Origin of the sequence: Pseudomonas sp. NBB (genome assembly GCF_032701105.1) — a bacterium.
GTDB lineage: Bacteria > Pseudomonadota > Gammaproteobacteria > Pseudomonadales > Pseudomonadaceae > Aquipseudomonas > Aquipseudomonas asiatica.
The window spans coordinates 2,554,274-2,568,898 of sequence record NZ_CP103994.1 but is presented as its reverse complement, the minus strand read 5'-3'; the positions used below and the strand labels follow the sequence as shown (position 1 = coordinate 2,568,898).

At 61.5% G+C, this 14,625-nt stretch carries 13 protein-coding genes; 6 read left to right on the top strand and 7 right to left on the bottom strand.

The features are described 5' to 3' along the window. Window positions 1–17: 17 nt before the first annotated feature. Window positions 18–917: a DMT family transporter gene (locus tag NY023_RS11935; RefSeq protein WP_013972235.1), complete on the top strand. Its 900-nt coding sequence runs from the start codon at window positions 18–20 to the stop codon at window positions 915–917. 48 nt (window positions 918–965) lie between these two features. Here NY023_RS11935 and NY023_RS11930 read toward each other — a convergent pair whose 3' ends face one another. From NY023_RS11930 to NY023_RS11915, 4 genes are all read right to left on the bottom strand, one after another. Next, window positions 966–2,219 (bottom strand): OprD family porin, encoded by a 1,254-nt coding sequence (locus NY023_RS11930; protein WP_044046971.1) that lies wholly within the window; start codon window positions 2,217–2,219, stop codon window positions 966–968. Window positions 2,220–2,277: 58 nt separating this feature from the next. Further along, on the bottom strand, window positions 2,278–3,582 hold the full coding sequence (locus NY023_RS11925) for a CitMHS family transporter (protein ID WP_013972233.1): 1,305 nt from the start codon (window positions 3,580–3,582) through the stop codon (window positions 2,278–2,280). 123 nt (window positions 3,583–3,705) lie between these two features. Beyond that, complete coding sequence (dctA, locus tag NY023_RS11920) at window positions 3,706–5,019, bottom strand: C4-dicarboxylate transporter DctA (protein ID WP_003256769.1); 1,314 nt, start codon at window positions 5,017–5,019, stop codon at window positions 3,706–3,708. Between the two features lie 73 nt (window positions 5,020–5,092). Continuing rightward, a complete protein-coding gene (locus tag NY023_RS11915; protein WP_080563767.1) occupies window positions 5,093–6,172 on the bottom strand; it encodes a 4-oxalomesaconate tautomerase in 1,080 nt (359 codons plus the stop codon). 147 nt (window positions 6,173–6,319) lie between these two features. Here NY023_RS11915 and NY023_RS11910 point away from each other — a divergent pair, with 147 nt between their 5' ends. After that, window positions 6,320–7,213: a LysR family transcriptional regulator gene (locus NY023_RS11910; protein ID WP_013972231.1), complete on the top strand. Its 894-nt coding sequence runs from the start codon at window positions 6,320–6,322 to the stop codon at window positions 7,211–7,213. A gap of 60 nt (window positions 7,214–7,273) precedes the next feature. On the opposite strand, the gene tcuB is transcribed toward NY023_RS11910, so the two are convergent. The 3 genes from tcuB to NY023_RS11895 all read right to left on the bottom strand — a co-directional run bounded on the left by tcuB (window position 7,274) and on the right by NY023_RS11895 (window position 10,959). Next, complete coding sequence (tcuB, locus tag NY023_RS11905) at window positions 7,274–8,455, bottom strand: tricarballylate utilization 4Fe-4S protein TcuB (protein ID WP_013972230.1); 1,182 nt, start codon at window positions 8,453–8,455, stop codon at window positions 7,274–7,276. Then, complete coding sequence (gene tcuA / locus NY023_RS11900; RefSeq protein WP_044046969.1) at window positions 8,436–9,890, bottom strand: FAD-dependent tricarballylate dehydrogenase TcuA; 1,455 nt, start codon at window positions 9,888–9,890, stop codon at window positions 8,436–8,438. The genes tcuB and tcuA overlap by 20 nt, the downstream gene beginning before the upstream one ends. A gap of 148 nt (window positions 9,891–10,038) precedes the next feature. Next, window positions 10,039–10,959: a LysR family transcriptional regulator gene (locus NY023_RS11895; protein ID WP_013972228.1), complete on the bottom strand. Its 921-nt coding sequence runs from the start codon at window positions 10,957–10,959 to the stop codon at window positions 10,039–10,041. A 384-nt stretch (window positions 10,960–11,343) separates the two neighbouring features. Here NY023_RS11895 and NY023_RS11890 point away from each other — a divergent pair, with 384 nt between their 5' ends. From NY023_RS11890 to NY023_RS11875, 4 genes are all read left to right on the top strand, one after another. Next, complete coding sequence (locus tag NY023_RS11890) at window positions 11,344–11,700, top strand: metalloregulator ArsR/SmtB family transcription factor (RefSeq protein ID WP_013972227.1); 357 nt, start codon at window positions 11,344–11,346, stop codon at window positions 11,698–11,700. A gap of 114 nt (window positions 11,701–11,814) precedes the next feature. Further along, window positions 11,815–12,876, top strand: coding sequence for an ACR3 family arsenite efflux transporter (gene arsB / locus NY023_RS11885; RefSeq protein ID WP_013972226.1), 1,062 nt, complete (start codon window positions 11,815–11,817; stop codon window positions 12,874–12,876). Window positions 12,877–12,880: 4 nt separating this feature from the next. Beyond that, window positions 12,881–13,597 (top strand): arsenical resistance protein ArsH, encoded by a 717-nt coding sequence (gene arsH / locus NY023_RS11880; protein WP_013972225.1) that lies wholly within the window; start codon window positions 12,881–12,883, stop codon window positions 13,595–13,597. A 23-nt stretch (window positions 13,598–13,620) separates the two neighbouring features. Next, on the top strand, window positions 13,621–14,625 hold the full coding sequence (locus tag NY023_RS11875) for an ArsJ-associated glyceraldehyde-3-phosphate dehydrogenase (protein ID WP_013972224.1): 1,005 nt from the start codon (window positions 13,621–13,623) through the stop codon (window positions 14,623–14,625).

Sequence of the window (14,625 nt, the reverse complement as noted above, 5' to 3'; positions counted from 1 at the left end):
TAACAAGGAATGTATAAATGCAATCTCATTTCAGCAAAGGCTTGCTCTTTGCACTCTGCGCCGCTGCACTGAATGCAACGATCGGTGTACTCAGCAAGGTATTGATGAACAGTGGATTCAGCTCCAGCAGCATCGCCCTGATAAAAACAGTCCTCGGCTGCCTGTTGCTGTCAGCACTACTACTGTTCCTCAAGCGGCCACTGCATACGGCCAAATGGTTCCATGCCGCCGTTTGCGCCTTTCTCGGCATTTTTGTGCTGTTCCACTTTGAGACTTCGGCCTATAGCCATTACGCCGCGGCAGGCGTCGTGGTGATCCTGATGGCAAGCGCCTCCATTTCTTCGATATTACTGGGACGGATAGTCCTCAAGGATCCAATCACCGCCAATGCGACAGTAGGCGCCGGTTTGACCATAGCTGGTATTGCCGTGATTTTTGGAGCCGACCTGGAACAAGGCTTCACGCTGCAAGGCGCAATGCTCGCTGCGACTGGGGGCTGCGGCTACGGTGCATTTTCAGTTGCCATGAAGCGCATGGGCGTTTCCGGGGGGCTGCATTTCACTCGGCAACTATTGTTTTTCGGCAGCCTCTACCTGCTGATGCCGGCTGCAACCGATGGGTTCATCATTGGTGAACTGTCGCCGGGAGCGGTCCTGGCATTGCTGGCGCTGGCTGCGTTGCCGACTATCCTCGGCTTCTTCTGTACCACCAAGGCCATCGAGTACCTGAAACCCTCGCAAGTCCAGGCGCTGGAGCTGACCGAGCCGCTGTTTGCCGCACTGCTGGCGTTCGTGGTGCTCAATGAAGTACCGCGGGACACGTTGTACCTGGGGGCCGGGCTGATTCTCTTCGGCCTGTGCTTCTCCAATGAGCTGATCCGACTGGGCAAGAAAGCGCCACAGCCGTCCAAAGCATGAAACGCGTGCGAGCAAGCACCTCGAGGCATGCATGCTCGCACGGCCGCATTACCAGATCGCAATATCGTAGGTGAGATAAATCCGGTTGCTGTCACGACCTCGGGCAAAGTCAGAGCGGTATACATAGTTGCGAAGTTTCACGCCCAGCCCTTTGACTGGCCCGGACTGCACCACGTAGGCAAGCTCCACATCACGCTCCCACTCGCTGAGCCCGGCATCACCGGAACGACCGTTGTCCCCGCTCAGGTAACGCGCCATGAAGGTCAGCCCGGGCACACCGGCCGCTGCAAAGTTGTAGGCGTAGCTCGCCATCCAGGTTTTCTCTTCCTCCTCGATGAACTTGCCTATGCCAACGTTACTGAACGAGTAAACCGTCGCGCCGCTGATGTACGGCAGCCCTGCCTCGCCGTCGAGCACCTGGTAACCGGCACCGACAGTGTGCCCGGAGTGGGTATAGGACAACTGCCCACTGAACATGTCATTGTCTATCTGACCACCATGAGCGGCCCCGCTGTCGCGGCTCTTGAAATAGCGCAAGTCGGTGGTGAACACCCCTCCACCCAACGGCAGATCGTGTACCAGGCCGGCATAGTCCTGGCGATAGAAGTGTTCGAGCTGGCCGTGGAAATAGCTCAAGCGCAGCTGCTTGCTGACGGCATAGTCGGCCCCGGCAAAGTTGAAATCGCCAGACTCGCCGCCACCATAACCATCCAGGAACAGACCGGTGCTGTCCGAGGAGTCCCGCTGCTTGAAGCGGTCCAGGTGGCCGGCGGTCAGGGTCAGGCCATCGACATCGGTACTGGTCAGCTGCGTACCCTGGTAGGTCTGAGGCAACAATCGTGCATCGTTGTACACCAACACCGGTGTCTTGGGCAGCAAGGTGCCATGCTTGACGATGGTCTGCCCCAGTCGCGCTTTGGCGGTTACCCCGGCACTGGCGAACTCGTCCGCGGCACGGCCATCGTCATGCACCGGCAGCAAGCCGGTACCGCTGCGGCCGCGGCCCGAATCCAGCCGTACGCCTACAAGCCCCAAGGCATCGAGCCCCAGGCCCAGCGGGCCTTGGGTGAACCCTGATTGGTAGTCGAGCAGAAAACCCTGCGCCCATTCCACCCGCTCGCTCTTTGCAGTTGCAGCAGCGCGGGCGCTCATGCCTTGTTCGTCGCGGAAGTTTTCGTTGAAGTAAACGTTGCGCAGCTGCAGCTTGAGCTTGCCGTCGTCGATGAATCCGGCAGCGCCGGCCACAGGCAGCCAGCCGCAAAGCAGGCCACAGGTGGCCCGGCGGAAAACAATTCGGGACATTTTCGATACTCTGTTGTTGTTCTTGGATGAGGTGGGCGCCAGCGGCGCCCGAAGCAGATCAGACGAAGAAGGACAAGGCACCCGTGACCAAGGCCAGTGCGGTGATGACCAGTGATGTCAGCACCGCCCATTTCACGGTGGCCTTCTGGAAGTCGCCGATGTCGCGATCGACCATGCCCACCAGCAGCAAGGTCGAGGCCACCAGCGGGCTCATCAGGTGCACTGGCTGCCCCAGCACCGAGGCGCGGGCGATTTCAACCGGGTCGATGCCGTAGGCGGCCGCAGCGTTGGCAAGGATCGGCACCACGCCAAAGTAGTAAGCGTCGTTGGACAGTACGAAGGTCAGCGGCATGCTGGTCAGCGCCACCACCAGCGGGAACCAGTGGCTCCACGCCTCGGGAATCCAGTCGACCAGGGTCTGAGCCAGCGCATCGACCATCTTGGTACCCGAGAAGATCCCCGCGAAGATGCCTGCGGCGAATACCAGCAGTACCACTGTCATGGCATTGCCAGAATGGGCGAGGATGCGCTCTTTCTGCAGATCCAGCTGCGGGTAGTTGATCATCAGCGCCGCGACGAAACCGATCATGAACAACAGTGCGGAATGCATCACGCCCATCACCAGCGCTGCCATGACGGCAATCACCAGCACCAGGTTCACATACGCCAGGCGTGGGCGCTTATGTGGGCTCTCGCCGAGGATTTCCTTGATGTAGCAGTTGCCGCCACCCGACTCCAGGGCGATGTTGCCGATGCGTCGGCGCTCGGCGCGGCCCAGCAGGAACGCGGTGAACACCACCCAGGCCGCACCGCCGATCACGGTCGGCAGCATCGGGATGAAGTACTCGGTCGCATCCAGCCCGAGCGCGGCAATGGCCCGGGTGGCCGGCCCACCCCAAGGGCTCATGCCACTCATGATGCTCAGCGACAGCATGGATACCGTTGCCAGGATCATCGGGTTCATGCCGATGCGCTTGTACAGCGGCAGCATGGCCGCGCAGGTGATCATGTAGGTGGTGGTGCCATCACCGTCGAGCGCCACCAGCAGCGACAGCAGCGCGGTACCGATGGCGATCTTGACCGGGTCGCCATTGACGCGCTTGAGGATCTTGCGGATCAGCGGGTCGAACAGGCCGGCATCGATCATCAGGCCGAAGAACAGGATGGCGAACAACAACAGGGCCGCCGAGGGCGCCACCATTTTCAAGCCATCGAGCATCATCTTGCCCAGCTCGGGGGCGAAGCCGCCGATCACTGCAAAGACAATGGGTACCACGGTGAGCGCAACGATTGGCGACAGGCGTTTGCTCATGATCAGGTAGGTGAAGGTCACCACCATGATCAGGCCCAGGAGTGCGAGCATGGTCTTTTCTCTTGTTTTTATTCTATTGCGGCCATCGGCAAGGCAGACGGCCCCCTACCCCACTCGGCATCGCTGGGATGCTGAGTGGGATTCTAAGTCAACTATGGAAGGTGAAGAGGCTTTTCAGCCGTGATGCCGAGGCTCGGCAGACCAGTCGGCCTGCGCAATATCCGCCTCGTCCGGTGCAGCCGGAATGCCGTTCAGGCGGCGCAGCAAGGTTTCCCGCTCACAGGCATTCTCCGACAGCGAGATGACCACCGTGGCCACGGCATTGCTGGCCAGGCTGGTCAGGGCACGCGCCTCGGACATGAAGCGATCGATGCCGATCAGCAAGGCAAGCCCTGCCAACGGGATGTCGTGAATGACGGTCAAGGTCGAAGCCAGCGCAACGAAACCACTACCGGTCACACCCGCCGCGCCTTTTGACGACAACAGCATGATCGCCAGCATCGTCACCGTCTGGCCAAGGCTCAGGTCGATGTTGCAAGCTTGAGCGATGAAGACCGCCGCCAACGACAGGTAGATGGCAGTACCGTCGAGGTTGAAGGAGTAACCGGTTGGCAGTACCAGCCCGACCACACCTTTCTTGCAGCCCAGTTTCTCCAGCTTTTCCAGCATGCGCGGCAGTACAGGCTCGGTGGACGAGGTGCCGAGCACCACCAGAAACTCCTCGCGGAAATAGCGCAGCAGCTTCCACAAGCTGAAGCCATGGGCACGGCAGATGCCGCCAAGCACCACCAGCACGAAAAACGCACAGGCGATGTAGAGCGTACCTACCAGCTTGGCCAGTGCACCCAGGGACGTCACGCCATACTGCCCGACGGTGAAGGCCAGGGCACCGAAGGCGCCGACCGGTGCGAAACGCATCAGGTAGCCAAAGATGCGAAACACCATGGTCGAGGCAGACTCCAGCACATCGAGTACCGGCTTGCCCTTCTCGCCCATCGAAGACAAGGCGAAGCCGCTGAGCACCGCGATGAACAGCACTGGCAACACTTCACCCTTGTTGAACGCCCCGATGAACGTGTCGGGAATGATATGCATGAAGAAGTCGACCACGCTGAGCTTCGCCGCAGATGCGGCGTACTGGCCGAGCCCCGCAGTGCTGAGAGTGGCAGGGTCGATGTTCATGCCGACACCAGGGCGGAACAGGTATACCGCTGCCAGGCCGATCATCAGGCTGATGACAGTCAATACCAGGAACAGCAGCAAGGTCTTGCTCATCAAACGCCCGAGGGAGCGCTTGTCGGTCATCCCGGCGATACCGGTGACGATGGTGCAGAAGACCACCGGCGCGATCATCATCTTGATCAGCTTGATGAACGCATCACCCAGGGGCTTGAGCGCAACGGCCTGTTGCGCCCAGAAGTGACCGACCACCACGCCCAGCAGGACGGCGCAGAGGATCTGGAAGTACAGCGATTTGGCGAGTCTCATGAGGCATCACCCATTGTTGAAATTGTGCGGATGCGCTTGTTGCGAATGTACAGGTCTGGACTACCGCCTGGGCCTACCCCGCCAACCTGCGGAATGTAGGCGCGTAAACGAAGCCTGAGAACAACCGCCGGGCAGTTCGCACCACAGAGGCCTGAATCGTCTTGCCATCTGCGCCACTGCGCGACAGCGCGACATCGATACCGCCACTTGGATGTTCCAGACGCACTTCGGTCAACTGCACGGCGCCCTCGCCCAGCAGATCGCCGATCACCGTATCTGGGCTGACGCAGGCAGTCGCCAGCCCTATCGCTCCGGTGATGGCCAAGGCGCGGTGGCAGTTGTGCGGCATGAAGTAGCGAACCTGCAACGTGCCGTCATAACGGGGCTTGGACACCAGAACAGGCTTGGGGATGACCATGCCGCTGACATCACCCAGGCCCATGGCCTTGCCGGCCTTCAGGCGCAACGCCTCGAGGCGCTCGAGCAGTTCGCCGTTGGCGTCGAGTTCGGCCGGGGATTCCGAGCCGGTGACGCCCAGCTGGCTGGCCTCCACCACCATCATCGGCATGGCCATGTCGATGCAGGTGACCGCAACGCCGTCGATCACATCCTTGGCCTTGCCAGTCGGGAACAGTTTGCCGGTCTTGCTGCCGACCGCATCGAGGAAGGTCAGGTGTACCGGGGCGGCAGTGCCCGGTACGCCATCGATCGCCGTGCGGCCTTCATAGCGCACGATGCCGCCGGGGGTTTCCACCAGCGAATTGACGAAAGTGCCGGTGTTCAGGTTGCGAATACGCACCAGTGTCTTGCCGTCCTGGCCTTTGACAAGCCCTTGCTCGATGGCGAACGGGCCAACGGCGCACAGCATGTTGCCGCAGTTGGGCGCGGTATCGACCCGGCGCTGGGCGACCATGACCTGCACGAACAGGTAGTCGACGTCGGCGTCGGCATGCAGCGAGGGGCTGACAATCGCTACCTTGCTGGTCTGCGGGCTACCGCCACCGATGCCGTCGATTTCCAGTTCATGCCCGGAACCCATCAGGTTGATCAGCAATTCGTCGCGTTCGACCACATTGGCAGGAAGGTCCCATGCATGGAAAAAGGGGCCCTTGGAGGTGCCACCGCGCATGAGTACGCAAGGAATTCGTTGCATGATTTCGCACTCTTGTTGATCAATGGACATCATTGATGCTGTGGACAAAAGATTGACAGGGATGGATAAATCAATCCAATGCAAATATCGTAGTTATTGTTCCGATTTGAGCATCAATACCGAACCCAATGCCAAGAGCGATCCGAGATGGAATATGAGCTGCAAGACATACGATCTTTCGTGAAAATCGCCGAACTCGGCAGTTTCCACGAAGCCGCAGAAGCGCTGCACCTGTCCCAGCCCGCCTTGAGCCGACGGATCAAGAAGCTCGAGGAAGGCTTGGGCACTTCGTTGCTGGAACGCACTACTCGTCGCGTCAGCCTGACCAGCGTCGGGCGTGACTTCCTGCCCAAGGCCAGGCGCCTGCTGGATGACTTCGAAGACTCGATCCTGAGCATTCGCGAACTCGCAGAACGACAGACCGGCCAGGTAACCCTCGCCTGTATTCCGACCGCAGCGTTCTATTTCCTGCCATCGGTGATCCGCGACTACAACGAGCAATACCCCAAGATTCGCATTCGTCTGCTGGACCTCAGTGCCAACGACGGGCTCGAAGCCGTGCTGCGGGGTGAGGCCGATTTCGGCATCAACATGATGAGCGGCCAGCACCCGGACATCGAGTTCGTCTCCCTGGTACAGGAGCACTTCGTGCTGGCCTGCCGCAGGGACCACAAGCTGGCGAACCGTGAGGCCGTCACCTGGACAGAACTGGCCGACTACCGCCTGATCGGCGTAGGCCGGCTTAGCGGTAACCGGATGCTGCTGGACCATGCCCTGTCCGGGCTCAACCTGCGGCCCAAGTGGTTCTATGAGGTTCAGCACCTGTCCACTTCGCTGGGCATGGTCGAGGCCGGGCTGGGCGTGTCGGCCATGCCCAGCCTGGCCATGCCCAGCGCCGACCACCCGACGCTGGTCAGCGTGCCGCTGATCGAGCCCCAGGTAACCCGCACCCTGGGGTTGGTCTACCGCAGAGGGGCGTCGCTGTCGCCGGCAGCGGAGAAGTTCGTGTCGATCCTGCTGGACAAGTGGCCCAACCGTTGAACGAAATGCCTTGCTTCCGGCTCGGCACGGCGCAGGGGAAATACGGGCTGAGTTCATGGTTCACTCCCCGCCCAGGCCCAGCTTGTTGGGCCGGCGCTTCTCGATTGCAAACTTGAGCAGTGCCGCGCTGCGGAACAGGCCATGGGCAAACTTGCCATAGGGCAGCGTGATGAACAGCGCCATCACCGTCCCCAGGTGAAGCGCCAGCACGATCGCCATCGCGGCGGTATCACGCAGGCCCAGCAAGGCAAGGCCTGTGGCGCTGACCAACAGCAGAAGCAGAATGAAGGCCCGGTCCATGGGGCGCTGGGCCACATCGCCCTGCTCCGGCGCCCTGCGCAGGTTCAGCGCCAGCAACCCGGCCGGCCCGACAATCAAGCCAATTCCGCCCAGGGTTCCGAGCAACACCGGTGCACTCAGCAGCGGGTACGGCGCCTGCTGGCCCAGCAGGTAGTGATAACCGGTGGCGACCACCGTGGCGGCAAAGCACAGCATGAAGCCGTAGAAGGTGAAGTGATGGAAGCGACGGCGCCAAAGCGTGTAGCGATCATCGGCATTGTTGCAACCTTGGCCGTGCCCACCGTCGAGGTATTTCAGGGTCAACACCGCGCTTGATGCCTCAAGCACTGCCCCTTTGGCCGGTTGCGCCAGCGCCTCGGCAGGCGAGACCGAGCGCCAGAAGCGACGTACCGCCACCGCCAGGGCCAGCGCTGCAGCTGCAAAGACGCTACCGAACATCAGTGCCAGGGTGTTGTGCGGGAAGACCGCATAGAAATTCCCAGCCAACCGCCCGGGCAGCAGCGTGCCGTTGACGAACAAGGTCAGCAGCAGGAACAGCGACAAGGCTAAGGCCAATGCACTGGCGACATAGGTACCGTTGTGCCTGTACAGCCGCCCGAAGAGGGCCGGCCAGGCGTACTCGGCGTATGTCTGCCCGCGCACCTTGGCCATCGCCTGGGGCACGTTCACCGCGAATTCGTGGGGCTGCGCGTACTGGCAGGCATGCAGGCAGGCGCCGCAGTTGTGGCACAGGTTAGCCAGGTAATGGATATCGGCCTTGCCGAACTCCAGCCTGCGGGTCATCGCCGGGAAAACGGCGCAAAAGCCCTCGCAGTAACGGCAGGCATTGCAGATCCGCATTTGCCGGTCCACTTCCTGCTCCTCGACGTTCAACACCGGGATCAGTTCGAGGGCCGGCCCGGCGGTGTCAGGCTGGCGTGGCTCAGGCAGTTGCGCAGTCATGGCTGTTCTCTTTTTCTGGATGTTCGTAACCCGCCGCCGCAGCAGCGCTGGTCCCGGCGATACGGCCGAAGGCGGTGCCAATGGACATGCCGACGCCTGCGGTGTAGCCCTTGCCCAGTACATTGCCCGCCATCATTTCGCCGGCAACGAACAGGTTCGGGCTGGGACGCCCGTCGAAATGGACGGCGGCGGTTTCATCGGTGCGCAGCCCCAGGTAGGTGAAAGTCACGCCAGGGCGCAGCGGGTAGCCGTAATAAGGCGGCGTATCGATCGGGCGCGCCCAGTGGCTTTTCGCCGGTTCCAGGCCTGCGGTGTGGCAGTCGTCCAGCCGGGTATGGTCGAAAGTGCCCACCTGGCAGGCTCGGTTGTAGGCATGCACGGTTTCGAGGAAGGCCTGCACAGGCAAACCGAGCAGGCCGGCCAACGCCTCCAGGCTATCGGCAGTGGCGCCTGGAAAAACCGGTGGCATGAAGCGCCCGAGGGCTTTCTGGTCGATGATAGAGAACCCCACCTGCCCAGACTGATGCGCCACCAGGCGCCCCCAGATGGCATAGCGCTTGGGCCAGAAATCCTCGCCTTCATCGTAGAAGCGCTGGCCGTCGCGGTTGACCACCACGCCCAGCGACACACAATCGATGCGCGTGCAGATGCCGCCGTCGTACAACGGCGCACGAGCATCGATCGCCACCATGTGCGCCTGGGTCGGGTCGCCAATCGTGTCGGCGCCCTGTTCGATCATGCGGCGCAACAGCACCCCGTCATTGAAGCGCGTGCCACGGATCAGGAAATTGTCCGAAGGCCACTCCCCTCGCTCGTTCTGCCCCCACGCCTCGCGCAACCACTCACGGTTGGACTCGAAGCCGCCGGCGGCAAGCACACAGGTACGCGCCTCGATGCGCTCGGCAGGCAGGTGTCGCCCCTGAACCTCACGCGCCGGCACATGGGCCGCGACGAAGCGTCCGCCCTGCAGTTCGATGTCGGCTACTGGCGTGTCGTAGCGTATCTGTACGCCAAGGTTTTCGGCGCTGCGAAAGTAGGCATTGACCAGTGCCTTGCCGCCGCCCATGAAGAAGGCGTTGGTCCTTGCTGTGTGCAGCGCACCCGACAACGAGGGCTGAAAATGCACGCCATGGCGGCGCATCCACCCGCGACAACTGGAGGACGCGCGAATCACCAGCCGCGCAAGCTTTTCGTCGGTCTGGCCACCGGTTACCTTCAGCAGGTCCTGCCAGAATTCTTCTTCCGGGTACGCCTCGACCAGCACATCCTGCGGTGCATCATGCATGCACCTCAAGTTGCGCGTGTGTTGTGAGTTGCCACCACGCCAGGCGCGGGGTGCGGCCTCGAGCAGCAGCACGCTGGCTCCGGCCTCTCGCGCCATCAGCGCGGCACAGAGGGCGGCATTGCCCCCTCCGATGACTAGCACATCGATCATTTCGCCTCCAGATCACGAAGAGCCGAATGTTCGGCTGCTCCTCGTGACCGGGGACTTTAATGAGCGCCCGCAGACCGCGAAACGCGATGGTCGGGGGGAGGCATTCAGTTTTTCTAAAGGGTCGGAACAAGCGCACCCGGCGCCTGGGTCAAAGCAGCCGTGCGCCTGGCCATCGGCCCTGCTCCACCAGCTCCCGGGCAACGTCCTGCAGTACGATCCGCGTAGCCAGCGCCGCCGGTGAGAGCTCGTCATCAGTCAGGCTGACAATCACATTGCGACGCTGCGCCAGGGCTTCGTCGACAGCAAACACGCGCAGGCCCGCCTGATGCGCCCGGGCCACTGTCGCGCCAGGTTGGATGGTGGCGGCATGGCCCGCACAGACGCAATCCATCAACAGCGACAGGCCATCGACTTCCATGACGATGCTGGCCTCCAGCCCTGCCCGCTCGAAAATCGAGCGCAACGTCGTGCGCAATCCATGCTGGTTGCTGGGCATCACCAACGGCAACGTCGCGATCTGTTGCAACGTGAGCGACTCGCCCCAGCCGTCCTTGACCAGCGGTGCGGGAACCAGCACGAACAGCCGCTCCGTCAGCAGCCCCCGCACCTCCAGGCGCGGCCCCGTCTCTGCCTGGAACAGCACCGCCAGGTCAAGGTGCCTGGCATTGAGTTGGTTCATCAGATAACCAGACAGCATCTCCACCAGGTGCAGCCGGATGTCGGGATAGCGTTCGCGCATCCTGTCGATCAACGCCAAGCCAAGGATCGATGCAGTGGTCGGTGCCAGCCCCACACTGGCATAGCCGCTCATGCGGCCACTTTGAGCTGCCAGCACAGCATGTTCCGCCTGACGAAGCGCAAGACGCGCATGGTATTCGAAGGCCAGCCCGGCCGCGGTCGGCGCTACGCCGGTGCTCGAACGCGTCAAAAGCCGGGTACTCACCTCGCTCTCCAGCTTCGACAACTGCTGGCTCAAAGCCGAGGCGCCAACCCCTAGCTCGACCGCAGCCCTGCCAAGGCTGCCGTACTCCAGAACACTCAGGAAATAGCGAAGCTGACGTAACTCCATACAACTCTCTTTCAACGATGAGGGCGGGCCTGGAGCATGTTAAACGTATTTGCACAGCCTGGATCGACAGAACGCCACTGTGCCTCATCAAGTTGACAGGGACCTTGTGGGAGCGGCCTTGTGTCGCGAAAGGGCTGCATAGCAGCCCCAGCAATTTCAACTGTTGCACATCAAACCTGGGGCCGCTTTGCGGCCCTTTCGCGACACAAGGCCGCTCCCACAGGGATCGCGCCAGCTTTGGGAATTGAGCAAGGCCGTTGCTTTCACATGGTGCGCAGAACAGATCCGGCGGCCTTGCAATACATTCGAAAATCCGTATATTCGAAAAAACATATACATTGAATACCCCGCCATAGGCACCAGCTGCCCGCCCCGAGAACGCCCATGACTGACTCGCTGACCCCGACCCAGGTCTTCAAATGCCTCGCCGACGAGAACCGCATTCGGATGATGCTGCTGATCGCTCGCGAGGAAGAGCTGTGCGTCTGTGAACTGATCTGTGCCCTGGAAGAAAGCCAACCCAAGGTTTCCCGCCACCTCGCACAATTGCGCACCTGCGGCCTGCTTGAAGACCGCAGGCAGGGCCAATGGGTTTACTACCGCCTGCATCCAGAGCTTCCCGCCTGGGTACGCGATGTTCTGGTAACCACACTGGAAGCCAATCGCGAATGGTTGAGCACCAGCGCCAAACGACTGGACACCATGGGTGACCGCCCTCAGCGCGTCGCTGCCTGCTGCTGACCACTGCCGAGAAAAAAGGCATTTCTCGCATTGCCTTTCGAACAACTGGATGCCGCCGGGCTCAAGGCCGAGCTGGCGATCATCGGAACGCACTGACGTTCAGGGAGATACACCATGAGCAAAAGCCGGCTTTCCTTCCTCGACCGCTACCTGACGGTCTGGATCTTCCTGGCCATGGGCCTGGGGATCGCTCTCGGCAGCCTGTTCCAGGGGTTGCCAGCGTGGCTGAACGGGCTGTCGGTGGGCTCGACGAACATCCCCATCGCAATCGGCCTGATCGTCATGATGTACCCGCCATTGGCGAAGGTGAAATACGAGGAGTTGCCACAGGTCTTCAAGGACAAGCGCATCCTCGCCCTGTCGCTGATCCAGAACTGGGTGATCGGCCCGGTGCTGATGTTCGGGCTGGCAGTAGTGTTCCTTTCCGACAAGCCCGAGTACATGACCGGCCTGATACTCATCGGCCTGGCGCGTTGCATCGCCATGGTGCTGGTATGGAACCAGATCGCCGGCGGCAATAACCAGTACGTGGCCGGACTGGTCGCCTTCAACAGCATTTTCCAGATCCTGTTCTTCAGCGTGTACGCCTGGATCTTCCTGGGCCTGCTACCGCCACTGTTCGGCCTGGAAGGTAGCGTCATCGAGACCAGCTTCCTCGATATAGCCCAATCGGTGTTGATCTACCTGGGCATCCCGTTCCTGGCCGGTTTCCTGACCCGCAAGACCCTGATCAGCCGGAAAGGTGCCACCTGGTACCAGGAGCACTTCATTCCGAAAATCAGCCCGCTGACGCTCGTGGCGTTGCTGCTGACCATCGTTGCCATGTTCAGCCTGAAAGGCGACATGGTGCTGCAACTGCCGCTGGACGTGCTGCGCATCGCCATCCCGCTGACCATCTATTTCGTGGTGATGTTCTTCTTCAGCTTCTGGATGGGCAAGCTGCTGGAGGCCGACTACCCCCGCACCACTGCGCTGGCCTTCACCGCGGCAAGCAACAATTTCGAACTGGCCATTGCTGTGGCCATCGCCACCTTCGGCCTCGCCTCGCCGGTCGCGTTTGCCACCGTCATCGGGCCCTTGGTGGAAGTGCCGGTACTGATCTCGCTGGTTGGCGTGGCCTGGTGGCTCAAGCGTCGCTGGTTCGATCAGCCATCTGGCGCCTTGTCTCAGGAGTGAAACCATGACCGAACACCACATTCCCAACATCGACAACGACTTGGTCGATGTGCCGACAGCCGAGAAACTGGCGATCGCGCAGCAGTCCACCCACAAGCCTCGCATCCTGCTGCTGTACGGATCGACCCGCGAACGCTCGTTCAGCCGCCTGCTGACGGAAGAAGCGGCGCGCCTGCTGGAGCACTTCGGTGCCGAGACGCGCATCTTCAATCCGACCGGGCTGCCACTGGCGGATGACGTGCCCGATGACCACCCCATGGTCAAGGAACTGCGCGATCTGGTGTTGTGGTCCGAAGGCATGGTCTGGTGCTCGCCGGAACGCCACGGTGCAATGACCGGCGTGTTCAAGTCGCAGATCGACTGGATCCCCCTGAGCATGGGCGCCGTACGGCCGACCCAGGGCAAGACCCTTGCGGTCATGCAGGTATGTGGCGGTTCGCAGTCGTTCAACGTGGTCAACCAGTTGCGCGTGCTTGGCCGCTGGATGCGCATGTTCACCATCCCTAACCAGTCGTCCGTGCCCAAGGCCTACCTGGAGTTCGACGAAACGGGCCGCATGAAACCGTCCCCGTACTACGACCGTGTCGTCGATGTCATGGAGGAGCTGGTGAAGTTCACCCTGCTGTTACGCGACCGCGCCGACTACCTCGTCGACCGCTACTCCGAGCGCAAGGAGTCGGCCGAGGAATTATCCAGGCGTGTCAATCAACGATCCATCTGAAGTCACAACTCGAGAACAAGACCATGGCAATCAAAGTAGGCATCAATGGGTTTGGCCGTATCGGTCGCCTGGCGCTACGCGCGTCCTGGGGCTGGCCGGAATTCGAATTCGTCCAGATCAATGACCCGGCTGGCGACGCCGAAACCCACGCCCACCTGATCAATTTCGATTCGGTCCACGGCCGCTGGGATCGTGAAGCCGGGGCAGATGGCGACTCGGTGGTGATCGAGGGCAAGCGCATCAAGGTCACTGCGAACAAGACGATCGCCGACACCGACTGGTCGGGCTGTGACCTGGTCATCGAAGCCAGCGGCAAGATGAAGTCGGTGGCCGTGCTCCAGGCCTACCTGGACCAGGGCGTCAAACGCGTGGTGGTCTGCGCGCCAGTGAAGGAGAAAGGCGCGCTGAACGTGGTGATGGGCGTCAACCAGCACCTGTTCGACCCGACGCAGCACCGTATCGTCACCGCCGCTTCCTGCACCACCAACTGCCTGGCCCCGGTGATCAAGGTGATTCACGAGAACCTGGGCATCCGCCACGGCTCGATCACCACCATCCACGACCTGACCAATACCCAGAGCATCCTCGATACACCGCACAAGGACCTGCGTCGCGCCCGCGCCTCGGGCATGAGCCTGATCCCGACCACCACGGGCTCGGCTACCGCAATCGCCGAGATCTTTCCTGAACTGCGCGGCAAACTGAATGGGCACGCCGTACGTGTACCGCTGGCCAACGCCTCGCTGACCGACTGCGTGTTCGAAGTGGCACGCGAGACCACGGCCGAAGAGGTAAATGCGTTGTTGAAGGCGGCTGCCGAAGGCCCGTTGAAGGGTATTCTGGGCTACGAACAGCGACCGCTGGTGTCCATCGACTACCGCACCGACCCGCGGTCCTCCATCATCGATGCGCTATCGACCCTGGTGGTCAATGGTACCCAGGTGAAGATCTACGCCTGGTACGACAACGAGTGGGGCTACGCCAACCGCGCAGCGGAACTGGCCCGAATGGTCGGCACGGCGGAGTAA